We start from the raw sequence: 24,664 nt of genomic DNA, 5'->3' as shown, positions 1-24,664 counted from the left end.
GGTCGTGACGCGGAGCGTCAACGGATGCATTCCCACGCGGAGCGTGGGAACGATCATTCAGGCTACACCGCCTCGCGGTAGGGGTTCCTCGGATCCTGCGTCCAGTTCAAAAACGGCTTCCCGGTATCCACCGGCACCATCTCGATACAGTCCGCCACCGGGCAGGTGATCTGGCACAGGTTGCACCCCACGCACTCATCATCGATCACCTCGTATTTATGTGTCCCATCCGCCTGCTTCAAGCTGGCAATCGCCTGGTGCGACGTGTCTTCACAGGCAATATGGCAACGCCCACAGCCAATACACGCCGCCTGGTCAATTTTGGCGATCACCTGGTAATTGATATCCAGGTACTTCCAATCCGTCGTATTGCCCACCGCCCGCCCGGAAAATTCCTGCAGGCTGCTGTAACCCTGGCTGTCCATCCACCGCGACAGCCCGTCCTTCATTTCTTCGACAATCCGAAACCCATGCAGCATCGCCGCCGTGCACACCTGCACCGCGCCGCAGCCCAGCGCGACGAATTCCGCTGCATCGCGCCAGTTGCCAATCCCGCCAATCCCGCAGATCGGCAAGCCTTGTGTCTGTGGGTCCCGGGCAATCTCCGCCACCATGTTCAGTGCGATGGGTTTCACCGCCGAGCCGCAGTAACCCCCGTGGGTGCTTTGGGTGCCGACCATCGGCAGGGCGACCATGCGCTCCAGGTCGACACTGGTGATGGAGTTGATGGTGTTGATCAGCGACACCGCATCCGCGCCCCCGCGATACGCTGCCCGCGCCGCCACGCGTATGTCGGTGATGTTCGGCGTGAGCTTGACGATCACCGGCAGCGAGCAATAGGTCTTGCACCAGCGCGTCACCTGTTCCACATACTCCGGCACCTGGCCCACCGCCGCGCCCATGCCGCGTTCCGGCATGCCGTGGGGGCAGCCGAAGTTCAGCTCGATGCCGTCGCAGCCGGTGGCTTCCACCAGTGGCAGGATGTGTTTCCACGACTCCTCAACACACGGCACCATCAATGACACGATCAGCGCGCGGTCCGGCCAGTCCTTTTTCACCTGGGTGATTTCCCGCAGGTTGATCTCCAGGGAGCGGTCGGTAATCAGCTCGATGTTATTGATGCCGAGCACTTCACGGTTGGCACCAAAGTGCGCCGAGTAGCGCGATGAGACGTTGACCGCTGCCGGGTCTTCGCCGAGGGTTTTCCAGACCACGCCGCCCCAGCCTGCTTCAAAGGCGCGGACCACGTTGTAGGCCTTGTCGGTAGGCGGTGCAGAGGCCAGCCAGAACGGATTGGGGGCTTTGATACCGGCGAATACAATCGAGAGATCGGCCATTACGCAGCCTCCACATTCAGCATGAGTTGGGCGTGCATGGCTTCAGCGGCCAGCTTGCCATGTTGCACGGCCTGGACGGTGAGGTCCTGGCCGAGGCTGACGCAATCGCCGCCGGCGTACACACCGGGGATGCTGGTGCGCAGCTGTTCGTTGACGAAGATCCGATCGCCCTGGCGTTGCAGTTGGTGGGCCAGCGGGTCGTGCAGCGCCTCGTCGTCGAAGCCTTGGCCGATGGCCTTGAAGATCGCGTCGGCGGCCAGTTCGAAGGTCTCGCCGGTGGCTTGCAGGCGGCCATCGACCATGCGGGTGCGGGCGAAACGCATGCCGCGCACATGGCCCTGGTCGTCGAGCAACACTTCTTCGGGCTGGGCCCAGGTCAGCAGGCGTACCTGGTTGGCCTTGGCGATGTCCTGCTCATGGCCGGTGGCGCCCATTTCAGCCAGGCCACGGCGATACACCAGGTTGACGTCACGGGCACCGAGGCGGGCCATTTGCACCGCCATGTCGATGGCCGTGTTGCCGGCGCCGAGCACGATGCAACGGTCGGCCAGGGGCAGTTGACTGAGGTCGTCGGCCTGGCGCAGTTCACGGATGTAGTCGGTGGCGGCGAGCAGGCCGGGGGCGTCTTCGTGTGGCAGGCCGAGCTGTTTGCTGGCAGCCAGGCCAAGGCCGAGGAACACTGCATCGAACTGCTGGTGCAGTTCGCTCAAGGTCAGGTTGTCGCCCAGGCGCTGGCCGTGACGGATCTCGATGCCGCCAATTTGCAGGAGGAAATCCAGTTCCTTTTGCGCGAAGTCATCCACCAGCTTGTACTTGGCGATCCCGTATTCATTCAGGCCGCCGGCTTTTTCCCGGGCTTCGAAAATCACCACGTCATGGCCGTGCAGGGCGCTGCGATGGGCGCAGGACAAACCCGCAGGCCCGGCGCCGACCACCGCGATGCGCTTGCCGGTGGGCGCGGCGCGCTGGAACGGGTGTTCGCTGAAGTGCGCGTTGTCCACCGCGTAACGCTGCAACAGGCCGATCAGTACCGGGGCGCATTCCTCGGCGTTGTTGCGCACGCAGGCTTGCTGGCAGAGGATTTCCGTCGGGCAGACCCGGGCGCAACTGCCGCCGAGGATATTCGCCGAGAGAATCTTCTGCGCGGCGCCCTGGACGTTCTCCGTGTGGATATTGCGGATGAACGACGGGATATCGATCTCGCTGGGGCACGCGTTGACGCACGGTGCGTCGTAGCAGTAGAGGCAGCGCGACGCTTCCAGTTGGGCTTGCCGGGCATTGAGCGGCGGCGCCAGGTCGGTGAAATGCGCGGCGAGGGCCGCCGCATCTTCATGGGGGTGGGGAAGATGGTTCAGGGTCTGGATCACGGTATTGGCCTCACGGTTTTTGAGGTGCTGCCTCTGGTGGGCAGTGGTTTTTTTGTTGCCTGTACCGGCCTCTTCGCGAGCAAGCCCGCTCCCACATTCGACTGCATTTATCCTGTTGGAATGGGGGCGAATGTGGGAGCGGGCTTGCTCGCGAATGGCGGCCTCAGCGTTTCACAGCAACCGGCCTGGAACGCTCCGCCCGCTTGCTCAACTGCTCAAACACCGGCGGATACGTCGGCCGTTCGATATACCGACCCGCACCCCGTTCGGCGCGCAAATCCCCATCCGCCCAGACCAGCTTGCCCTGGCTGATGGTATGGCTCGGCACGCCGCGCACGGTCTTGCCTTCGAAGATGTTGAAGTCGACTTTCTGGTGGTGAGTCTTCGCGGAAATGGTCCGTGTGCCTTGCGGGTCCCACAGCACCAGGTCAGCATCGGCCCCCACGCGGATCGCTCCTTTGCGTGGATACAGGTTGAAGATCTTCGCGGTGTTGGTAGACGTCAGCGCAACGAATTCCTGCATCGACAAGCGCCCAGTGTTCACGCCCTCATCCCACAACAGCGCCATGCGGTCTTCGATACCGGCAGTGCCATTGGGAATTTTGCTGAAGTCATCCCGCCCGGCGGCTTTTTGCTCGGCGCAGAAGCAGCAATGGTCGGTGGCGGTGGTGTGCAGGTTGCCCGATTGCAAGCCATGCCACAGTGCCTCCTGATGCCCGCGCGGGCGGAAGGGCGGGCTCATCACATAGCCGGCGGCGGTCTGCCAGTCGTGGTGTTGATACACGCTGTCGTCCAGCAGCAGATGCCCGGCCAATACTTCGCCGTACACCGGCTGGCCCTTGCTGCGGGCGTAGGTAATTTCATCCAGCGCTTCCTTGGTGGACACGTGCACCAGGTACAGCGGCGTGCCGATGGTTTCGGCAATCCTGATCGCCCGGCTGGCGGCTTCACCTTCCACCTGCGAAGGCCGCGACAACGGATGCGCTTCAGGCCCGGTAATGCCCTGGGCCATCAGCTTGCGTTGCAGGTGATACACCAGCTCGCCGTTTTCGGCATGCACCGTCGGTACCGCACCCAGTTCCAGGCAGCGTTCGAAGCTCGCCACCAAGGTGTCGTCGGCGGCCATGATTGCGTTCTTGTACGCCATGAAATGCTTGAAGCTGTTGATGCCGTGTTGGCTCACCAGCTCGGCCATTTCCTCGCGGACCTGCTCGCTCCACCACGTAATGGCGACGTGAAAGCCGTAGTCGGACGCCGACTTCTCGGCCCAGCCGCGCCACTGATGGAAGGCTTCCAGCAGGGATTGCTGCGGGTTGGGAATCACGAAGTCGATGATCGACGTGGTGCCGCCCGCCAACCCGGCGGCCGTGCCACTGAAAAAATCTTCACTGGCCACGGTGCCCATGAAGGGCAACTGCATATGGGTATGGGGGTCGATGCCGCCGGGCATCAGGTATTGACCGCTGCCGTCGAGTATCTCGGTGCCGGCGGGAATATCCAGATCAGTGCCAATGGCGCGGATTAGACCGTCTGCGCATAAAACATCGGCTCGGTAACTTTCATCATGGGTAATAACGGTAGCGCCACGGATCAACAGCGACATGTCGAGTTCCTCACAGGCTTGACCGGCTTGTGCCAGTTCTAAGTGTTGTCATGCATCGCGCCGCTGGAAAATTAATTCCTGTCAGCGGTGACAGGAATAGAAACTAGCCCGAGTTTTTCGAATGAGCAAGAATATTTTTTATAAGCTTATATCTTTATTAAGTAATTGAATTTTAACGATAAAAAATCAAAATCACCAAAATGTAGCGGCCTCTCACCATTTTGACGCACTTGACAGGTTCACAATATGAGCAACATTTCCTATTGCAAATCAGACGCTTGAGACATGCCTCTTGACGGGGCCGGTAAATAAAAATAATTGTGTTGCACCAGATTGAGTCCTGAGGGTTCGGACAACTTCTGCGTTAGTTGGCCTGAGTAACGCTGAAAGTAACGAGGGGCTCTTCGGTCGAGACAATAAAGCTGATAAACATCAGCAAGTTATACAAGCGGTGCGGGCAGGTTGACGGTTTACGGCACGGTTATTGAGTGCGGTGGCGGTTGGCCGGGTCCCGGATGTCATGTTGTCAACGAGGTACTCCGGCCATCCCGTGCACGTCACGGGATGAGCAAAAATAATTCGAAAAAACCGTGGAGCGGCCATGCAACAGAACAGATCGCAAGTCATTGAGCGCAACGGCCTGTACGAACTCGACGCCGGCCCCGACGTCCTCGACAGCCCCCGCTACAACCACGACATGGCACCGACCAAGGTGCGCGAACGCACCTGGAACAAGTGGCATATCACCGCGCTGTGGATCGGCATGTCGGTGTGTGTGCCGACCTACACCCTGGGCGGCGTGCTCACCGCGTACTTCGGGTTGTCGGTGGGCGAGGCGCTGATGGCGATCCTGCTGGCCAATATCGTGGTGCTGATCCCGCTGACCCTCAACGCCTTCCCCGGTACCAAGTACGGCATCCCGTTTCCGGTGTTGCTGCGCTCGTCCTTCGGCGTGCTCGGCTCCAACGTGCCGTGCCTGATCCGCGCGTTGGTGGCGTGTGGCTGGTTCGGTATCCAGACGATGTTTGGCGGCCTGGCAATCCACCTGTTCCTGGGGTCGATTTTCGAGGGTTGGAAATCCCTTGGCGGCACCGGTGAAGTGATCGGCTTCATGATCTTCTGGACCCTGAACCTGTGGGTGGTATTGCGTGGCGCCGAGTCGATCAAATGGCTGGAAACCCTGTCGGCACCGCTGCTGGTGGCGGTGGGTATCGGGCTGCTGGTGTGGGCGCTGCCGAATGTGTCGCTGACCGAGTTGATGGCCATCCCGCCCAAACGTCCCGAAGGCGCCAGCCTCACCGGCTACTTCATGGCGGGCCTGACGGCGATGGTGGGTTTCTGGGCCACCTTGTCGTTGAACATTCCCGACTTCAGCCGCTACGCCAAAAGCCAGAAAGACCAGATCCTCGGGCAGATTTTCGGCCTGCCGCTGACCATGTTCCTGTTCGCCGCCCTCGGCGTGATCATGACCGCCGCCTCGGTAAAACTGGTGGGCGTCAGCGTCTCCGATCCGGTGACCCTGATTGGCCATATCCAGAGCCCGGTGTGGGTAGCCGTGGCCATGGCGCTGATCATCATCGCCACCTTGTCCACCAACACCGCGGCGAACATCGTCTCGCCCACCAACGACTTCCAGAACATTGCCCCCAAGCTGATCAACCGCACCGCGGCGGTGGTGCTCACCGGCCTGGTGGGCCTGGCGCTGATGGCCCACGAACTGCTGAAAAAGCTCGGGCTGATCATTTCCGACGTGAGCCTGGAAACCGTCTATTCCAACTGGTTGCTGGGTTACTCAAGCCTCTTGGGGCCGATCGCCGGGATCATGGTGGTGGACTATTTCATCATCAAGAAACAGCAACTGGACCTCGCCGGTTTGTATCGCGATGACGTGTACCCGGCGTGGAACTGGCATGGCTTCCTGGCGTTTGGCGTGCCGGTGGTGTTGACGTTGCTGTCCCTGGGCAGCGACGCGTTCAGCTGGTTCTACAGCTATGGCTGGTTCACCGGCTCGGCGCTCGGTGGCCTGTTGTATTACGCCCTCTGCATGAAACGCGGGGCTCGTGTGGTCGCGGTGAAAACACCGCTTTAATCGATGTGGAATGCAATCAAATGTGGGAGCGGGCTTGCTCGCGAATACGGTGTGCCAGTCGCCAGATGTGTTAGCTGAATCACCGCCTTCGCGAGCAAGCCCGCTCCCACATTTTTGATCGCAGTCCTCCAGTGAGAGTCTGGTCAAATTCATAAGAACTACTGCCTGAGGAGATCCCCATGAACGCTGCCATAGACGTTCTGCAATCCACCCATCAGCACATCAACCGCGATCGTCTGTGGCTGTCCCTGATGGAACTCGCCAAGCTCGGCGCCACCCCCAAGGGCGGCGTCTGCCGCCTGGCCCTGACCGACCTCGATCGCCAGGCCCGCGACCTGTTTGTGAAGTGGTGCGAGGAAGCGGGCTGTACCGTGACCATCGATGGCGTCGGCAATATCTTCGCCCGCCGGCCGGGGCGCAATCCCCAGTTGCCGCCGGTGATGACCGGCAGCCATATCGACACCCAGCCCACCGGCGGCAAGTTTGATGGCTGTTTTGGCGTGCTGGCGGGCGTTGAGGTATTGCGCACCCTCAATGACCTGAAGGTGGAAACCGAAGCGCCGCTGGAAGTGGTGGTGTGGACCAACGAAGAAGGCTCGCGCTTTCCTCCCTGCATGATGGGCTCCGGGGTGTTTGCCGAGAAATTCACCCTGGCCGACACGCTGGCCAAGACGGATGCCGACGGCGTGACCGTGGGCGATGCGCTGAATGCCATTGGGTATGCCGGATCACGCCCGGTGAGCGGGCACAAGGTGGGCGCATATTTCGAAGCACATATCGAGCAAGGTCCGATTCTTGAGGATGAAAAGAAAACCATCGGTGTGGTGCTGGGCGCCCTTGGCCAGAAATGGTTCGACCTGAAACTGCGGGGTGTCGAGGCGCATGCGGGGCCGACCCCGATGCACCTGCGCAAGGATGCCCTGGTCGGTGCCGCGGCCGTGGTGGCTGCAGTTAACGCGGCGGCGTTGGGTCATCAGCCTCACGCCTGCGGCACCGTCGGTTGCCTGCAAGCGTATCCGGGCTCACGCAACGTCATTCCTGGCGAAGTGCGCATGACCCTGGACTTCCGCCATCTGGAACCGGCGCGGTTGGATTCGATGATTGCCCAGGTGCGCAAAGTGATTGACGAAACCTGCGCCAAGCACGGCCTCACGTTCGAGATGACACCCACCGCTGACTTCCCGCCGCTGTACTTCGACAAAGGCTGCGTGGATGCCGTGCGTGATGCGGCCAATGGGTTGGGGTTGTCCAACATGGATATCGTGAGCGGGGCAGGGCACGACGCGATCTTCGTCGCGGAACTGGGGCCCGCGGGGATGATCTTTGTGCCGTGTGAAGGTGGCATCAGCCATAACGAAATCGAGAACGCGGCGCCGGATGATTTGGCGGCGGGGTGTGCGGTGTTGCTGAGGGCGATGGTGGCAGCTTCGGTGGCAATCGCCAGCGGTAAGTTGGCTGCCTGAGTACGTCCAGTCACTGCGATAAAATGTGGGAGCGGGCTTGCTCGCGAAGGCGGTGTGTCAGCCAGCATATCCGGTGCTGACCCACCGCCTTCGCGAGCAAGCCCGCTCCCACAGTTGATCACTGTCGTTCTTGAGACAGGTATCAGGCGTCGGGCTTCCAGCCTCCGCCCAGCGCCGTCACCAAACCCACACTCGCCTGCAACTGCCGCGTCTGCACCGCCTGCAACGTGCGCTGCGCCTGCAACGCCGCCGTCTGCGCCGTCACCACATCCAGATAGCTCACAGCCCCCGCCTGATAACTGTTCATCGCCAGTGCCTGTGTGTGCTCGGCGGCATTCGCGGCGGCTTGTTCGTCCATCGCCTCCTGCTGCAAGTCGCGCAGTTGCCCAAGGTTGTCTTCTACCTCACGCACGGCTCTTAACACCTGGCTGCGATAGTGCGCCGAAGCCTCTTCAAACTCCGCCTTGGCCTGGCGCTCATTGGCGCTCAGCCGGCCGCCATCAAAGATCGGCAGATTCACCAGCGGCCCCAGCGCCCAATACCGATTGGCGGCGGAGAACAAGTTGCCCACACCTTGGGTCTGCCCGCCAATCAAGCCGGTCAAACTGAAATCCGGGTACCACGCCGCCTTGGCCACGCCGATATTCGCGTTGGCCGCAAACACCCGTCGCTCGGCTGCCGCGATATCCGGCCGGCGTTGCAGCAGGTGGCTCGGCAGTTGTTGCGGAATCCCCGGCAGCGCGATCAATTGCTGGCTCGGCGGCAGCTGGAATTCACTGGCGGATACGCCCACCAATTCACCAATCGCATGCTCGGTGAGATTGCGTTGACCGCGCACATCGTCAAGCTGCGCCTGTGCTTCAGCCAGCTGATTCTGCGCCCGGGTCAGGTCGAGCTCCGAGGCGATCTGCCCCTCGTACCGGCTGCGGGTCAGTTTCAGCGCCTGGCCAAAATCATCCAGCGAACTGCTGAGAATCCGGCTCTGGGCATCCAGTCCGTTGAGCTGCACGTACAGCGTCGCCAACTGATGCTGCAGGCTCAGGCGTGCCACCGCCAAATCATCCCCGGAGGCTTGGGCCTGTGCATCGCCAGCCGCCACCTGGTTGCGGATTTTGCCCCACAGATCCAGATCGAAGCTCAGCGCAAACCCCGCCGTGTTGCTGTTGTACACCGAAGGCTGGGTATCACCCCGCAGTGGCCGATTGTCCGATTGCCGCTGGCGCAACGGTTGCGCGCTGGCGGTTATTTGCGGGAACAGCCCGGCATGCAACTGGCTGGCATACGCCTGGGACGCATCGAAATGCGCCAGCGCCGCCGCCAGGTCCGGGTTGGCCTTGAGCAGTTGTTCCTGCAGGTCGTTCAGGCGCGGGTCCTGATACAGCTGCCACCACTTCGGCGCCAGTTGGTCGGACGGTTGCGCGCTGTGCCACGGGCCGTCGCTGGTCTGTTCGCGGTACTTGGCCGGCAGGTCGATGGTCGGCGCCTTGTAGGTGGGCGCCAGCGAGCAACCGTGCAGTGCCACCAATACCAGGGCCGCGAGGGGTTTAAGCCTTGGGCGCATGTGCACCTCCGGCATCGGCCATTTGCACGGCGTCGCCTTCGCGCAGTGCGTCGGGTGGGTTGTCGACTACGCGGTCAGTGGGTTTCAGGCCCTGGTCAATCACCAGGCGCTCGCCGAGGTCGAGGCCGATGTGGATGTCTTGCAGGTGCACGTGGTTCTTGGCGTCCAGTACCGCGACCTGGGTACCTTCGGCGCGGAAGATCAGGGCGCTGGCCGGGATGCTCACGCCATGGGTATCCGCCGGAATCGCCAGGGTGGCTTCGGCGTAGTCGCCGGGCAGCAACTTGCCGTCCGGGTTGTCGGCCACGAACTGTGCGAGCAGGGTGCCGGAGCGGCGGTCGATGGCGGTGGAGTCGCCCATCAGCTTCGCGCTGAAGTGTTCGCCGGGGTGCTCGGGTACCGTCAGTTGGGCGGCCAGCCCGGGATGAATCACCGCGGCGTAGTTCTGCGGCACCGGCACGTAGAGGCGCAGTTGGTGGGTGTCGGCGATGTCGAACAGTTCCGGATCGCTGTCGCTGTCAGCCTTGATCAACTGGCCGATGTCGGTGTTGCGCGCGGTGATCACACCGGCGAATGGCGCGCGAATGGTCTTGTAGTCTTCCAGCGCCGAGAGCCGCGCATAGTCAGCCTCGGCGGCCTGGGCGTTGGCCTTGGCGGCCAGGGCATTCGAGGTTTTTTCATCGGCCTCCTGGCGCGATACCGAATGGCTGTCCAGCAGGTTTTTCCAGCGGGTGGCGGTGGTTTGCGCCAGGCGTGCATTGGCCTGCTCCTGCACCATGCGCGCGTGGGTTTGCGCCACTTGCTGGTCGAGGTCGGGGCTGTCGATCTCGGCGAGAATCTGCCCGGCCTTGACCTGGCTGCCGATGTCGACTTTCCAGTCTTTCAGGTAACCGCTGACCCGCGCATGAATCGGTGCCTTGCTCCAGGCTTCCAGATGCGCGGGCAGGCGCAGGGTGTCGCCGGCCGCGTTCTGTTTGGGCTGGAACACCAGCACCTGCGGCACGGCGGCGGTTTCGGTCCAGGCGGTGACGGATTTTTCATGCATCGTACGGGCGTGCAGGCCGTTGGCGACCAACAGGGCGGCCAGTGTCAGGCCGCCGACACCCATGAGCATCAGACGCTTGCGCGAGGGTTTGTGATCAGACGACATGTGAAGTTTCTCCAGCAGCAGCGCGAGTAGGGTGACGACCGTGGACCAGGCTGAAGACCACGGGTACAAACAGCAAAGTGGCAGTGGTGGCGAGGATCAGGCCGCCGATCACGGCACGTCCCAGCGGCGCGTTTTGTTCTTCGGACAAGGCCAGCGGCAACATGCCGATGATCATCGCCAGGGCGGTCATGCAGACCGGGCGGAAACGGGTGTAGCCGGCTTCCAGTGCGGCCTTGAGTGCATCGCCATGTTCGGCCAGGCGCTCTCGGCAGAAGCTCACCACCAGGATCGAGTTGGCGGTGGCCACGCCCATACAGAGGATGGCCCCCGTGAGTGCGGGCACCGACAATGACGTGCCGCTGAGGAACAGCATCCAGACGATTCCCGCGAGCGCTGCCGGCAGTGCGGTGATGATCACGAACGGGTCGGTCCAGGACTGGAAGTTGACCACGATCAGCAGGTAGATCAGCACCACCGCACCGAGCAGGCCGAAGCTCAAGCCGTTGAACGCTTCATGCAGCGCATCGATCTGCCCGTGCAGGCTGATGGTCGCGCCTTTGGGGCGCATCGGGGCCATGTCGTTCAGCACTTTTTGCACATCGCTGGCGACGCCGCCGAGGTCGCGGCCTTGCACGTTGGCGTACAGGTCCAGGGTCGGTTCGATGTTGTAGTGGGTCACCACCGCCGGGCTTTGTACCCGCGAGATGGTCGCCACGCCGCCGAGGATCTGCGACTGACCATCGGCACCGGTTACCGGCAACGCTTCCAGGGACGGCAGGCTGTCGAGGCGGTATTGCGGGGTGGCTGCCACGATCGAATACGACACGCCGTTGGCCGGGTTGAGCCAGAACGTTGGTGCGGTTTGCGAGCTGCCGGCCAGGGACGCAACCATGCTGTTGGTTACGTCACGCTCGGTGATGCCCAGGCCGTTGGCACGCATGCGGTCCACGTTGACTTGCAGTGACGGGTAGCCGGTGGACTGCTGGATGCGCAGGTCGGCAATGCCCGGTATGTGTTTCAGGCGACGTTCCAGTTCGATGGCGTAGGCGCGGTTTTCTTCATCGCTGCGCCCGGAGATTTTCACGTCCAGCGGGGCCGGCGAACCGAAGTTGAGGATCTGGCTGCTGATGTCTGCCGGGAGGAATGCGAACTGGCTGCCGGGGAAGCTTTCGGGCAACGCTTCACGCAGTTTTTTCACGTAGTCGGCGGTGGGCGCATGGTCCTTTTTCAGGGTGACCTGGATATCGCCGTCCTGTGGGCCGATGGTGCCACTGCTGCTGTAGGCCATGTCGATGCCGCTCAGCGGGATGCCGATGTTGTCGACGATGGTGTCCAGTTCGTCGGCCGGAACGATCTCGCGAATCCGCGCTTCGATCCGGTCAAAGGCCGCCGCGCTCTCTTCGATACGTGTGCCCAGCGGCAAGCGCACGTGCAGGGCCATGGCCCCGGCGTCGGTGGCCGGGAAGAAGTCCTGGCCCAGGCTTGGCAGCAGCAGGAACGAGGCGAGGATGCACGCCAGGAAGCCGATGATGAAGCGCTTGCGGGCGCCGAGGGCCAGGGTCAGCAGGCCGTGGTAAACGTCCCGTACGTTGGAGAAGTGACGCTCAAAACCCTGCTGGAAATTCAGCACCGATTGCAGCACCGCGTTGCGCTGCGGTTTGTGCTGGTCGCCCTCGTGATGGTTGATGAATTCATCTTCCGGGTGATGACCTTCACCTTGCTCCGGCACGTGCGGCTTGAGCAGGAACATCGCCAGGGTCGGCACCAGGGTCCGCGACAGAATGAACGAGCTGGCCATGGCGAAAATCACCGCCAATGCCATCGGGCGGAACAGGTAGCCGGCGATGCCTTGCAGCATGAACATCGGCACAAACACGATGCAGATACACAGCAGGGACACGAACGCCGGGCCGACGATTTGCTTGGCGCCGTCGAGGATCGCGTCCTTCACCGCCTTGCCTTGTTCCAGGTGCCAGTTGATGTTCTCGATGGTCACTGTGGCGTCGTCCACCAGGATCCCCACCGCCAACGCCAGCCCGCCGAGGGTCATGACGTTGAGGGTTTGCCCGGTGGCCGCCAGCAGGGCGATGGCCGACAGCACCGCGAGGGGAATCGACGCGGCGATGATGATGGTCGAGCGCCAGCTGCCGAGGAACAGCAGGATCATCGCACTGGTCAGCAAGGCGGCGATGATGCCTTCCTGGGCCACGCTGCCCACCGACTGTTTGACGAACACCGAGGCGTCGCCGAGCAGTGAGGTCTTCAGCGACGGCGGCAGGGTTTCATTGATGCGCGGCAGCATCTGGCGGATGCCTTCGATGATCGACAGGGTGGAGATGCTGCCGTTTTTCAGGGCCGGCATCAGCACCGCACGGTGGCCGTCGACGCGCACGATGTTGGTCTGCGGCGGCGAGCCGTCACGCACGTGGGCCACCTGGCCGATGGTGATGATCGCACCGTCGACTGTCTTGATCGGCAAGTCGTTGAGCTCATCAATCGCCTTCGGGCTGTTGTTGAGCAAGATCGTGTATTCGTTGGGGCCGAGTTTGGCGGTACCCACCGGGATAATCTGGTTCTGCAGGGCCAGGGCGTTGCCTACGTCCTGCGCCGAGAGACCTTTGGCGGCCAGCGCCTGTGGGTCGAGGTCGAGGGTGATCTGGCGTTGCTTGCCGCCCATTGGCGTGGGCATGGCCAGGCCGGGCAGGGCGCTCAGGGGCAAGCGGATGTTGTTCTGCACCAGGTCGCGGATCTTCGCTTCCGACAAGCTGGGGCTGGAGAACGCCATCTGCAGAATCGGCACCGTAGAGGCGCTGTAGTTGAGGATCAGCGGCGGCGTAATGCCCGGTGGCATCTGCTTGAGCACGGTTTGTGACACCGCTGTTACCTGGGCGTTGGCGGTGCGGATATCCACGCCGGGCTGGAAGAAAATCTTCACGATGCCCATGCCGGGTAACGACTGCGATTCAATGTGCTCGATGTCGTTGACGGTGGTACTCAGGGAGCGTTCGTAGGTGTAGATCACGCGACCGGCCATGGCGTCCGGAGACAGGCCGTTGTACTGCCAAACCACCGCAACGACGGGGATGCCAATATCGGGAAATACGTCAGTGGGGGTACGCAAGGCCGCCATGGGCCCGATGATGCAGATGAAAATTGCCAGCACGATAAACGTGTAGGGCTTGAGCAGTGCGGTCTTTACCAGCCCGAGCATGCCGTAACCTCCAAAGGAGTTGGATTGCAAACGCTCGCAGTCTTGACGGACCCACCTAACACGCACCTTTCAGCCAGGTGAAGGAAGATTTAGTTAACGGCTGAAGATCCTTTCATATGTATTCATTTGTTCAACAATGGTGACAGTAACAAGCTGGATACCGATCGAACGGGAGCTGTTTCGCCTGTTCACTCTTTATCCATTTGGAGTTCTGCCATGTCTCTTAAACCCTTGTTGTTGATCCCGGCCTTGAGTGCGGTCCTGTTGTTGTCGGCGTGTGCCGGCCCGATGCCGAAGGCGGACCCGAGCGAAGCCTGGATCGGCTTGCAAGAGGAGGCACCCAACGACCTGATGGCCGAGCGGGTAGACGGTAAAAACATTAATGATGGCCGCTACTTCGAAGTGAAACCCGGCGCGCATCGCCTGGACGTCACCTTGTTTGAAGAAGAGGCGGGGGATGATAACCAGCAGGATTGTCGCGGGCATGTGACCTACGGCAACTTCAAGGCCGGCGAGCATTACACCCTGGTGGAATCCAGCCTGGGTACGACGGTGCGTGCCGAGTTGAAGGATAGCCACGGCAAGGAATTGGCGCAGACCGAAGACTTCAGTTGCATGCCTGGCTAAGGCGTCAGGCGTGGTGCCCGGCGGGTTTGTGCAGCTTGCCGGGTGCTGCGGGTTTTACGTGTGGGTGATGGTGCCGGCGGGTCACGCGCATCACGCCCCACAGCATCGCGGCGGCGACGGCCAGCCAGCCACAGATCAAAAGCAGAATCGTTGTTGTCAGGCTCATAAGTGCCTCCTTTCGCCCGGTGCCGGGCACACACTGTCTTCTCAATGGACAGTCTAGCTATCCGCAGGTTGCCTGCTATTGACCAATGGTCGTGTGCGTCCAACTTGTTTGCTCTATCGCCGGCCTTTTACTGCGCTGCAAGGCTATACCCGCGCCCCGGAGCGTCCTATGATCAGGGCCCACGTCGACCGTTGATCAAGTGAGTGAAGAAGTTGCGGTTTCCCTCGAACATTAAAACCTCCTGGTGGGTCGCCGCCTGTTTCATGGGGCTGGCGGCCTGTTCCTCGCATCCAAAACCCACGAGCATCCCGGGGCTGCCGGAGAGTGTCGAGCTCAAGGGCGTGCCGGCGTTTCGCGGTGAGACTTACCTCGGTGGCCCAGCCGCTCTTGCCAGCATGCTGTCTCAACAAGGCATTGTGATTACACCGGGGCTATTGGATAAGCCACTGCATTTGCCGGGCGCTGAAGCGGACCTTGAACGCAACATGCAGGTGCTGGCCCGTGAATACGGGATGTTGGTGTACCCGCTGGAAGATCAGCTGCCGGCGCTGCTGGCACAGGTCGCGGCCGGGTACCCGGTGATGGCGCGTATCACCCAGGGCTCGACCTTCTGGGCCGGGCCGCGGTATGTCGTGGTGGTGGGTTACAACAAGCAGAAGAGCATGGTGCTGCTGCGTTCAGGCTTGGCGCGACGCATGCCGATGGATTTCAGTGCGTTTGAGTCGGCGTGGAAAGACGGCGGCAAGTGGGCGGTACTGATTCAGCGGCCCACCCAGTTGCCGGTCAAGGTCGACGCCCAGCGCTGGCAGCAGGCTGCCAGCGCCACAGCCCAGGCGGGCCAGGAACAGGCGGCGGCCCAAGCAGTCAAGGCACTGGCCAGTCAGGCCAAATAAAAAAACGGCGCTCAAGGGCGCCGTTTTTTATGTCGCTATTTACGGATCAGCGGGACTCGGTGACCTGAACATTCGCCCGTGGGCGGTTCTTCAGGTTCTTGTCAGCCTTGTAGCGCAATGCGACGTCTGGCACCGAGCCGCTCTTGCCGGTTTCGACCCAGCTGCGGATGCGCCCGGCATCGGCAAAGTGGGTGAATTTGCCGAAGGCATCGAGGATCACCAGCGACACCGGGCGATTACCCATGCTGGTCACCAGCACCAGGCAATGGCCGGCCTGGTTGGTAAAGCCGGTCTTGGTCAGCTTGATGTCCCAGTTGGCGCGGTTGATCAGGTGGTCAGTGTTGGAGAAACCCAGGGTGTAGTTGGGTTTGCGGAACGAGACGGTCTTTTCCTTGGTGGTGCTCAACTGGCTGAGCATCGGATACTTGCGTGCGGCGGCCAGCAGCTTGCTCAGGTCGCGGGCGGTGGACACGTTATGGATCGACAGGCCGGTAGGTTCCACATAATGGGTACTGGTCATGCCCAGTGCCTTGGCCTTGGCGTTCATCGCTGCGATGAAGGCCGGGTAGCCGCCCGGGTAGTGGTGGGCCAGGCTGGCGGCGGCGCGGTTTTCCGAGGACATCAGGGCAATCAGCAACATCTCCTTGCGCGGCATCTCGCTGCCGATCTTGACCCGGGAGAACACGCCTTTCATCTCTGGCGTGTCCTTGATGTTGATGTCGATGTATTCATCCATGTTCTGCTTGGCTTCCAGCACGATCAGGCCGGTCATCAGTTTGCTCACCGAGGCGATCGGCACGATGACATCCGGGTTGCTGGCATAGATGACTTTGTTGGTCTGCAGGTCTACCACCATCGCACTGCCGGAGGCGATGTGCAGGGTGGACATGTCGCGGGGAGCGGTAGTGGTTTCGCTTGCGCTCGCGAAGGTGCCTGTCAATGCAAAAAATAGGCTGACAATGGAAAGATGAATTTTCACGCGGATGAACTCGCTAAAAAAAGTAGGGATATACCGTTCTGCACGGACTTTCTGATAAATGCCGTTACATTTTAGGAGTATGGATCAGAAACTGTCGAATGTTCTTCTAGAAACAGATGAAACCCCTTAAAAACAAAGAAAAAACTACTTTTTATCCGGCCAATAAAAAGCCCTGCGATAAGGCAGGGCTTTTTCAGAGCGGCTGGTTATTAGCTGTGCAGGGTTTCGGCTGCGTACAGGGTATTTTCCAGCAGGCAGGCACGGGTCATCGGGCCGACACCACCGGGTACCGGGGTGATCCAGCCGGCACGGGGCAGGGCGGTTTCGTACACCACGTCGCCCACGAGCTTGCCATCGTCCTGGCGGTTGATGCCCACGTCGATGACGATGGCGCCCTCCTTGATCCACTCACCCTTGACCAGGCCCGGCTTGCCGGCGGCGACGACCACCAGGTCGGCGCGGCCAACGTGGCCGGCCAGGTCCTTGGTGAAGCGGTGGGTCACGGTCACGGTGCAGCCGGCCAGCAGCAGTTCCATGGCCATCGGGCGACCGACGATGTTCGAGGCGCCGACGACGACGGCATCCAGGCCATACAGATCGACGCCGGTGCTTTCCAGCAGGGTCATGATGCCCTTCGGGGTGCACGGGCGCAGCAGCGGGATACGCTGGGCCAGGCGGCCGACGTTATAAGGGTGGAAACCGTCGACGTCCTTGTCCGGGCGGATGCGTTCGAGCAATTTCGACGCGTCCAGATGCTCGGGCAATGGCAGTTGCAGCAGGATGCCGTCGATGGCCGGATCGTCGTTGAGGCTGTCGATCAGGTCGGTGAGGGCCTGTTGGGTGGTGTCTTCAGCCAAGTCGTAGGCTTTGGAAATAAAGCCGACCTCTTCACAGTCTTTACGCTTGTGCGAGACATAAACCTGAGAGGCAGGATCGCTGCCGACCAGGATCACCGCGAGGCCCGGCGTGCGCAGGCCTTGTTGGCTGCGCTCGGCGACTCGTTTGGCGATCTGCTGGCGCAGGCTGGCGGCGATTGATTTGCCGTCGATAAGTTGTGCAGTCATTACGCGTGATTAACCATCGAGAGGGGGAAGAAAAGTGCGCGCATTCTCGCATGCCATGGCGTGAGGGCAAAGGCGCTTGGTCTGCAAATTCCCCTAACCCCTTAAATAAAATGAATTTTTTATAAAAAGGATTTGACGGGTTTCGGGTCCATCTATACTATTCGTCGCACTTGTCGGGCACAGCCTAGCACTGGTTAGTTTGTAATCCTCCAAGAGTACAGATTAATAAGGCGCCCGTAGCTCAGCTGGATAGAGCATCCGCCTTCTAAGCGGATGGTCGCAGGTTCGAGTCCTGCCGGGTGCGCCATTAGGCAGCTTTGGCACAAGTAGCGCAATATGGTGGGCGTAGCTCAGTTGGTAGAGCACGGGATTGTGACTCCCGTTGTCGAGGGTTCGATCCCCTTCGTCCACCCCATATTTAAAAAGGCGCCAGATTAATAGTCTGGCGCCTTTGCTTTAAAAGCTTCAAGCGCGGATGTGGTGGAATTGGTAGACACACTGGATTTAGGTTCCAGCGCCGCAAGGTGTAAGAGTTCGAGTCTCTTCATCCGCACCAAATAAAGTTTCGTGAAGGCCTGCGGGTCGGCGCGAAGCTCAACAAATAGCCTTTTTGACGGGCTTTTTGGTCACGCAATATGGTGGGCGTAGCTCAGTTGGTAGAGCACGGGATTGTGACTCCCGTTGTCGAGGGTTCGATCCCCTTCGTCCACCCCATATTTCGAAAGGCGCCAGATTAATAGTCTGGCGCCTTTTTTGTTTCAGCGGTTTGAGTTTCAACGCAGTCGCAGGTGTTGGGCTGCAGGGCAGGGCGTTTCGTCGTATTTATGTTTCGCGATGATGCCGCACTGCCTGCCGGCCTTGTCCGCAGGGTCGGTTGTCAGGGAGATGATTGGCAACCGCTTCTATATATAGAAGGGTTGGCGCAGAGCCCTGGCATGATGGGATGTATTTGCCACCGGGGCGAGCTGCACTCGTGCATTCGCACCTATAAATTGCCTGCTGTTTTTTTACCCGTTTTCAGTAGGGTGACTTCTTGAGTTTGACCCACTAGAATGCATGCCCTTGATTCTGGGGTCGGAAACGGCCAGCTAACGTCTGTGCAACGAGGAATATCCATGCAAGTTTCTGTTGAAAATACTTCTGCTCTTGAGCGCCGCATGAGCATCACCGTGCCGGCCGAGCGCATCGAGACCCAGGTCAACAAGCGTCTGCAGCAGACTGCCCAAAAGGCCAAGATCGCTGGTTTCCGTCCAGGCAAAGTGCCAATGAGCGAAATCAAGCGCCGCTTCGGTGCTGATGCACGTCAGGAAGCTGTAGGTGACGTGATCCAGGCTTCCTTCTACGAAGCCGTTGTCGAGCAGAAGCTGAACCCGGCTGGCTCGCCTTCCATCGAGCCCAAGTCCCTGGAAGCAGGCAAGGATCTGGAATACGTTGCAATCTTCGAAGTGTTCCCTGAGTTCGAAGTTGCCGGTTTCGATTCGATCGCCATCGAGCGCCTGAGCGCTGATGTTGCTGACTCCGACCTGGACAACATGCTGGAAATCCTGCGCAAGCAGAACACCCGTTTTGAAGTGGCCGATCGTGCTGCCCAGAACGAAGACCAGCTGAACATCGATTTCGTAGGCAAGGTTGACGGCGAAGCATTCGCTGGCGGCTCCGCCAAGGGTACTCAGCTGGTGCTGGGTTCCAACCGCATGATTCCTGGTTTCGAAGACGGCCTGGTTGGCGCCAAAGCTGGCGAAGAGCGCGTTCTGAACCTGACTTTCCCGGCTGACTATCAGAACCTGGACCTGGCTGGCAAAACCGCCGAGTTCACCGTGACCGTCAACACCGTTTCCGAGCCCAAGCTGCCAGAACTGAACGAAGAGTTCTTCAACCAGTTCGGCATCAAGGAAACCGGCATCGAAGGTTTCCGCACCGAAGTTCGCAAGAACATGGAGCGTGAACTGCGCCAGGCCATCAAATCCAAGGTCAAGAACCAGGTGATGGACGGTCTGCTGGCTGCCAACCCGATCGAAGTGCCGAAGGCCCTGCTGTCCAACGAAGTTGATCGTCTGCGCGTGCAGGCTGTTCAGCAGTTCGGCGGCAACATCAAGCCTGACCAACTGCCGGCCGAACTGTTCGAAGAACAGGCCAAGCGCCGCGTTGTACTGGGTCTGATCGTGGCTGAAGTGGTCAAGCAATTCGACCTCAAGCCTGACGAAACCCGCGTTCGCGAAATGATCCAGGAAATGGCTTCGGCCTACCAGGAGCCTGAGGCTGTTGTGTCCTGGTACTACAAGAACGACCAGCAGCTGAACGAAGTGCGTTCGGTTGTGCTGGAAGAGCAAGTTGTGGATACTGTTCTGCAGAAGGCTAAGGTGACCGATAAAGCGGTCTCTTACGAAGAAGCAGTCAAGCCGGCTGAAGCAGCACAAGCCGACTGATCGCTCAACTCGTTTGAAAATACACCCATAAGCCAGCCTCGCGCTGGCTTATGCGTATTCAAGACATGACTATTTGGGAGTAACTGCAGAGCATGTTCCGTAATTCGTATATTCAGCAGAACTCTGATATCCAGGCCGCTGGCGGCCTGGTCCCGATGGTTGTCGAGCAATCTGCTCGTGGCGAACGCGCCTATGACATCTACTCGCGCCTGCTCAAGGAGCGAGTGATCTTTCTGGTTGGTCCGGTAGAGGACTACATGGCCAACCTGATCTGTGCGCAGCTGCTGTTCCTTGAAGCGGAAAATCCGGACAAGGACATCCATCTCTACATCAACTCCCCGGGCGGTTCGGTGACAGCGGGCATGTCGATCTACGACACCATGCAGTTCATCAAGCCGAACGTATCGACCACCTGTATCGGTCAGGCGTGCAGCATGGGTGCGTTCCTGCTGACCGCTGGTGCTGAGGGCAAGCGTTACTGCCTGCCGAACTCACGCGTGATGATTCACCAGCCACTGGGCGGTTTCCAGGGCCAGGCATCGGACATCGAAATCCATGCCAAGGAAATCCTCTTCATTCGTGAGCGTCTCAACACGCTGATGGCCAAACATAGCGGGCATACCCTGGAAGAGATCGAGCGCGACACCAACCGTGACAATTTCATGAGCGCCGAAGCGGCTCGTGAATACGGGTTGATCGACGCAGTGATCGAAAAGCGCCCCGCTTAATATAAGCAGCTCAAAATAGGGCTGGTCGGCAGGTCCGACCACCAGTGGACTTGAAAAAGCCCTCAATAGCCTTCATCTTGTGTTGCAAGCCTATCGGATTTGGATCGAACGAATGACTGACACCCGCAACGGCGAGGACAACGGCAAGCTGCTCTATTGCTCCTTCTGTGGCAAAAGCCAGCATGAAGTACGCAAGTTGATTGCCGGCCCCTCGGTCTTTATCTGCGACGAGTGCGTCGACCTGTGCAATGACATCATCCGTGAGGAGGTGCAGGAAGCCCAGGCCGAAAGCAGCGCGCATAAATTGCCTTCGCCTAAAGAAATCAGCGGCATCCTTGATCAGTATGTGATTGGTCAAGAGCGTGCAAAGAAGGTTCTGGCCGTAGCGGTGTACAACCACTACAAGCGCCTGAACCAGCGTGACAAGAAAAGTGACGACGTCGAGCTCGGCAAAAGCAACATCTTGCTGATCGGCCCTACAGGCTCGGGTAAAACCCTGCTTGCAGAGACCCTGGCTCGCCTGCTGAACGTTCCCTTCACCATCGCCGACGCAACCACTCTTACCGAGGCCGGTTACGTAGGTGAAGACGTCGAGAACATCATTCAGAAGCTGCTGCAGAAATGCGACTACGACGTGGAGAAGGCCCAGATGGGCATTGTCTACATCGATGAAATCGACAAGATTTCGCGCAAATCCGACAACCCGTCGATCACCCGGGACGTTTCCGGTGAAGGCGTGCAGCAAGCGCTGTTGAAACTGATCGAAGGCACGGTTGCTTCCGTACCGCCACAAGGCGGCCGCAAGCACCCGCAGCAGGAATTCCTTCAGGTTGATACGCGCAACATCCTGTTCATCTGTGGCGGTGCGTTCTCCGGCCTGGAAAAGGTTATTCAAAACCGTTCCACCCGTGGCGGCATTGGCTTCAGTGCAGAAGTACGCAGCAAGGAAGAAGGCAAGAAAGTCGGTGAATCCCTGCGTGAAGTCGAGCCTGACGATTTGGTCAAGTTCGGTCTGATCCCTGAATTCGTTGGTCGTCTGCCGGTCCTGGCGACGCTGGACGAGCTGGATGAGGCTGCGTTGATGCAGATCCTCACCGAGCCGAAAAACGCCCTGACCAAGCAATACGCCAAGCTGTTCGAGATGGAAGGTGTGGACCTCGAGTTCCGTGCTGACGCGCTCAAATCGGTGGCCAAGCGGGCACTGGAGCGCAAGACCGGCGCCCGTGGTTTGCGCTCGATCCTCGAAGGCGTACTGCTCGACACCATGTACGAAATCCCCTCGCAGTCCGAGGTGAGTAAAGTGGTGATCGACGAAAGCGTTATAGAAGGCAAGTCCAAGCCGCTGTATATCTACGAAAACAGTGAACCGGCTGCCAAGGCTGCGCCAGACGCGTAAGCGTTGCACCGCCGAGCTGTACAAAATAAAGGGGCCTTAAGGGGCCCCTTTGTTTTTACTGCGTTTAACTGATGCCATTACGCTTGTTTTTTTTGCAGGCAGCCCCCATCTTGGTTTCAAGCTTACTTTCATCTGTCATAGAGGCGAAATCATGAAGACAACCATCGAATTGCCTCTCCTGCCGTTGCGTGATGTCGTCGTCTATCCGCACATGGTTATCCCGCTGTTCGTGGGGCGCGAGAAGTCTATCGAAGCCCTCGAGGCCGCGATGACGGGCGACAAGCAGATCCTGCTGCTGGCCCAGAGAAATCCTGCTGACGATGATCCGGGCGAAGATGCCCTGTATCGCGTTGGTACCGTTGCAACTGTCCTGCAACTGCTCAAGCTGCCTGATGGCACCGTCAAGGTGCTGGTGGAAGGCGAGCAGCGCGGTGCGGTCGAGCGCTTCATGGAAGTGGACGGCCACCTGCGTGCCGAAGTGGCGCTGATCGACGAAGTCGACGCCCCTGAGCGCGAATCCGAAGTGTTCGTTCGCAGCCTGCTGTCCCAGTTCGAGCAATACGTGCAACTGGGCAAGAAAGTCCCCGCAGAAGTCCTCTCTTCCCTCAACAGCATTGATGAGCCAAGCCGCCTGGTCGACACCATGGCCGCGCACATGGCGCTGAAAATCGAGCAGAAGCAGGACATTCTCGAGATCATCGATTTGTCGGCCCGGGTCGAACACGTCCTGGCGCTGCTGGATGCCGAAATCGACCTGCTGCAGGTTGAGAAGCGCATTCGCGGCCGTGTCAAAAAGCAAATGGAGCGCAGCCAGCGCGAGTACTACCTGAATGAGCAGATGAAGGCCATTCAGAAAGAGCTGGGCGACAGCGAGGAAGGCCACAACGAAATCGAGGAGCTGAAAAAGCGCATCGATGCCGCCGGCCTGCCGAAAGACGCGTTGACCAAGGCCACTGCCGAGCTGAACAAGCTCAAGCAAATGTCGCCGATGTCGGCCGAAGCCACCGTGGTTCGTTCGTATATCGACTGGCTGGTGCAGGTGCCGTGGAAGGCCCAGACCAAGGTGCGCCTGGACCTGGCCCGCGCCGAAGATATTCTCGACGCCGATCACTACGGCCTCGAAGAAGTCAAGGAACGCATTCTCGAATACCTCGCCGTGCAAAAGCGCGTGAAGAAGATTCGTGGTCCGGTGTTGTGCCTGGTCGGTCCTCCTGGTGTGGGTAAAACCTCGCTGGCGGAGTCGATTGCCCACGCCACCAACCGCAAATTCGTGCGCATGGCCCTGGGCGGTGTGCGTGATGAAGCGGAAATCCGTGGTCATCGCCGGACTTACATCGGTTCGATGCCAGGAAGATTGATTCAAAAGATGACAAAGGTGGGTGTGCGCAACCCGCTGTTCCTGCTCGATGAAATCGACAAGATGGGCAGCGACATGCGTGGCGACCCGGCGTCTGCTTTGCTGGAAGTGCTCGACCCCGAGCAGAACCACAATTTCAACGACCATTACCTGGAAGTCGACTACGACCTGTCCGACGTAATGTTCCTGTGCACCTCCAACTCGATGAATATTCCGCCAGCCTTGCTGGACCGGATGGAGGTGATTCGTCTGCCGGGTTACACCGAGGACGAGAAGATCAACATCGCCGTCAAATACCTCTCGCCCAAGCAGATTGCGGCCAACGGCCTGAAAAAAGGCGAGATCGAATTTGATGCCGACGCGATCCGCGACATCATTCGTTTCTACACCCGCGAGGCCGGTGTACGGGGCCTTGAGCGTCAACTGGCGAAGATCTGCCGCAAGGCCGTGAAGGAACATGCGCTGGAAAAACGCTTCTCGGTGAAGGTCACCGCTGACCTGCTGGAACACTTCCTGGGCGTGCGCAAATTCCGCTACGGCCTGGCTGAGCAGCAGGACCAGGTAGGCCAGGTCACTGGCCTGGCGTGGACCCAGGTGGGCGGCGAATTGCTGACCATCGAGGCCGCCGTAATCCCGGGCAAAGGGCAACTGATCAAGACCGGTTCCCTGGGTGACGTGATGGTTGAATCCATCACCGCCGCGCAGACCGTGGTGCGCAGCCGCGCCAAGAGCCTGGGGATCCCCCTGGACTTCCATGAGAAGCACGACACCCACATCCACATGCCGGAAGGGGCGACCCCGAAAGACGGCCCTAGCGCAGGCGTAGGCATGTGCACGGCACTGGTATCAGCCCTGACCGGCATTCCGGTGCGCGCCGATGTCGCCATGACCGGGGAAATCACCCTGCGTGGTCAGGTACTGGCCATTGGTGGCCTCAAAGAGAAATTGCTGGCTGCACACCGCGGTGGTATCAAGACCGTGATCATTCCTGAAGAGAATGTTCGCGACTTGAAGGAGATTCCTGACAATATCAAGCAGGATCTGCAGATTAAACCGGTTAAATGGATTGACGAGGTCCTGCAAATTGCGCTGCAATACGCGCCGGAGCCCTTGCCGGATGTGGCTCCTGAGATAGTTGCAAAGGATGAAAAACGCGAGACTGACTCTAAGGAAAGAATTAGCACGCATTAATACGTTTAAGCCTGGGGGCTTCCTTGACAGCTTTTTAGAGCCCTTGTTATAAAGCG

At 59.9% G+C, this 24,664-nt stretch carries 17 protein-coding genes and 4 tRNA genes; 12 read left to right on the top strand and 9 right to left on the bottom strand.

The genetic code is table 11. The annotated features are described in order from the left end of the window. Positions 1 to 62: 62 nt before the first annotated feature. The 3 genes from preA to hydA all read right to left on the bottom strand — a co-directional run bounded on the left by preA (position 63) and on the right by hydA (position 4,307). Positions 63 to 1,337 carry an NAD-dependent dihydropyrimidine dehydrogenase subunit PreA gene (preA, locus tag HX839_RS14870; RefSeq protein WP_003207829.1) on the bottom strand — a complete coding sequence of 425 codons (1,275 nt, stop codon included), beginning with the start codon at positions 1,335 to 1,337 and terminating at the stop codon, positions 63 to 65. Next, complete coding sequence (locus HX839_RS14865) at positions 1,337 to 2,704, bottom strand: NAD(P)-dependent oxidoreductase (RefSeq protein WP_003207831.1); 1,368 nt, start codon at positions 2,702 to 2,704, stop codon at positions 1,337 to 1,339. The genes preA and HX839_RS14865 overlap by 1 nt, the downstream gene beginning before the upstream one ends. Positions 2,705 to 2,867: 163 nt before the next feature. Continuing rightward, the gene (hydA, locus tag HX839_RS14860) at positions 2,868 to 4,307 is read right to left on the bottom strand and encodes a dihydropyrimidinase (RefSeq protein ID WP_177067248.1); all 1,440 of its coding nucleotides are present in this window, start codon (positions 4,305 to 4,307) and stop codon (positions 2,868 to 2,870) included. A gap of 601 nt (positions 4,308 to 4,908) precedes the next feature. Here hydA and HX839_RS14855 point away from each other — a divergent pair. Next, a complete protein-coding gene (locus HX839_RS14855; RefSeq protein WP_177067247.1) occupies positions 4,909 to 6,396 on the top strand; it encodes an NCS1 family nucleobase:cation symporter-1 in 1,488 nt (495 codons plus the stop codon). A 179-nt stretch (positions 6,397 to 6,575) separates the two neighbouring features. Beyond that, positions 6,576 to 7,859, top strand: a complete 1,284-nt coding sequence (locus tag HX839_RS14850) for a Zn-dependent hydrolase (RefSeq protein WP_087693198.1) — start codon at positions 6,576 to 6,578, stop codon at positions 7,857 to 7,859. Between the two features lie 142 nt (positions 7,860 to 8,001). Here the strand turns inward: HX839_RS14850 and HX839_RS14845 are convergent, their stop codons facing one another. The 3 genes from HX839_RS14845 to HX839_RS14835 are packed head-to-tail and all read right to left on the bottom strand — an operon-like array spanning position 8,002 to position 13,781. Next, a complete protein-coding gene (locus tag HX839_RS14845; protein ID WP_003207839.1) occupies positions 8,002 to 9,420 on the bottom strand; it encodes an efflux transporter outer membrane subunit in 1,419 nt (472 codons plus the stop codon). After that, positions 9,404 to 10,570 carry an efflux RND transporter periplasmic adaptor subunit gene (locus HX839_RS14840; protein WP_177021057.1) on the bottom strand — a complete coding sequence of 389 codons (1,167 nt, stop codon included), beginning with the start codon at positions 10,568 to 10,570 and terminating at the stop codon, positions 9,404 to 9,406. Before HX839_RS14840 ends, HX839_RS14845 begins: the two co-directional genes overlap by 17 nt. Then, positions 10,560 to 13,781, bottom strand: a complete 3,222-nt coding sequence (locus HX839_RS14835) for an efflux RND transporter permease subunit (RefSeq protein WP_177067246.1) — start codon at positions 13,779 to 13,781, stop codon at positions 10,560 to 10,562. The genes HX839_RS14840 and HX839_RS14835 overlap by 11 nt, the downstream gene beginning before the upstream one ends. A gap of 216 nt (positions 13,782 to 13,997) precedes the next feature. Here HX839_RS14835 and HX839_RS14830 point away from each other — a divergent pair, with 216 nt between their 5' ends. Further along, positions 13,998 to 14,408 carry a hypothetical protein gene (locus HX839_RS14830; protein WP_003207845.1) on the top strand — a complete coding sequence of 137 codons (411 nt, stop codon included), beginning with the start codon at positions 13,998 to 14,000 and terminating at the stop codon, positions 14,406 to 14,408. 4 nt (positions 14,409 to 14,412) lie between these two features. On the opposite strand, the gene HX839_RS14825 is transcribed toward HX839_RS14830, so the two are convergent. Beyond that, positions 14,413 to 14,574 (bottom strand): hypothetical protein, encoded by a 162-nt coding sequence (locus HX839_RS14825; protein ID WP_003207847.1) that lies wholly within the window; start codon positions 14,572 to 14,574, stop codon positions 14,413 to 14,415. Between the two features lie 263 nt (positions 14,575 to 14,837). Between HX839_RS14825 and HX839_RS14820 the strand changes: the two genes are divergently transcribed. Then, entirely contained in the window at positions 14,838 to 15,467 is a 630-nt protein-coding gene (locus tag HX839_RS14820) for a peptidase C39 family protein (RefSeq protein WP_050550299.1), read from the top strand. Positions 15,468 to 15,513: 46 nt separating this feature from the next. Here HX839_RS14820 and pbpG read toward each other — a convergent pair whose 3' ends face one another. Beyond that, positions 15,514 to 16,446: a D-alanyl-D-alanine endopeptidase gene (pbpG, locus tag HX839_RS14815; protein ID WP_003207851.1), complete on the bottom strand. Its 933-nt coding sequence runs from the start codon at positions 16,444 to 16,446 to the stop codon at positions 15,514 to 15,516. Between the two features lie 209 nt (positions 16,447 to 16,655). Further along, positions 16,656 to 17,510, bottom strand: coding sequence for a bifunctional methylenetetrahydrofolate dehydrogenase/methenyltetrahydrofolate cyclohydrolase FolD (gene folD, locus HX839_RS14810; RefSeq protein ID WP_010166832.1), 855 nt, complete (start codon positions 17,508 to 17,510; stop codon positions 16,656 to 16,658). Positions 17,511 to 17,740: 230 nt separating this feature from the next. Between folD and HX839_RS14805 the strand changes: the two genes are divergently transcribed. The 8 genes from HX839_RS14805 to lon all read left to right on the top strand — a co-directional run bounded on the left by HX839_RS14805 (position 17,741) and on the right by lon (position 24,608). Then, positions 17,741 to 17,817: transfer RNA gene (locus tag HX839_RS14805), tRNA-Arg, on the top strand. A gap of 32 nt (positions 17,818 to 17,849) precedes the next feature. Then, positions 17,850 to 17,925 (top strand) — tRNA-His (locus tag HX839_RS14800). 56 nt (positions 17,926 to 17,981) lie between these two features. Further along, positions 17,982 to 18,066 (top strand) — tRNA-Leu (locus HX839_RS14795). Between the two features lie 82 nt (positions 18,067 to 18,148). After that, a tRNA-His gene (locus tag HX839_RS14790) sits at positions 18,149 to 18,224 on the top strand. A 401-nt stretch (positions 18,225 to 18,625) separates the two neighbouring features. Next, the gene (gene tig / locus HX839_RS14785; RefSeq protein WP_003207855.1) at positions 18,626 to 19,936 is read left to right on the top strand and encodes a trigger factor; all 1,311 of its coding nucleotides are present in this window, start codon (positions 18,626 to 18,628) and stop codon (positions 19,934 to 19,936) included. A 92-nt stretch (positions 19,937 to 20,028) separates the two neighbouring features. Next, positions 20,029 to 20,664, top strand: coding sequence for an ATP-dependent Clp endopeptidase proteolytic subunit ClpP (gene clpP, locus HX839_RS14780; protein ID WP_003174822.1), 636 nt, complete (start codon positions 20,029 to 20,031; stop codon positions 20,662 to 20,664). Between the two features lie 112 nt (positions 20,665 to 20,776). Next, positions 20,777 to 22,060 carry an ATP-dependent Clp protease ATP-binding subunit ClpX gene (gene clpX / locus HX839_RS14775; RefSeq protein ID WP_003207856.1) on the top strand — a complete coding sequence of 428 codons (1,284 nt, stop codon included), beginning with the start codon at positions 20,777 to 20,779 and terminating at the stop codon, positions 22,058 to 22,060. 151 nt (positions 22,061 to 22,211) lie between these two features. Next, a complete protein-coding gene (lon, locus tag HX839_RS14770; RefSeq protein ID WP_003207858.1) occupies positions 22,212 to 24,608 on the top strand; it encodes an endopeptidase La in 2,397 nt (798 codons plus the stop codon). The last annotated feature ends 56 nt before the right edge of the window (positions 24,609 to 24,664 follow it).

The organism is Pseudomonas sp. I8001, from assembly GCF_013385345.1.
In the GTDB taxonomy this organism is placed as follows: domain Bacteria; phylum Pseudomonadota; class Gammaproteobacteria; order Pseudomonadales; family Pseudomonadaceae; genus Aquipseudomonas.
This window is presented reverse-complemented; position numbering and strand designations above follow the sequence as displayed.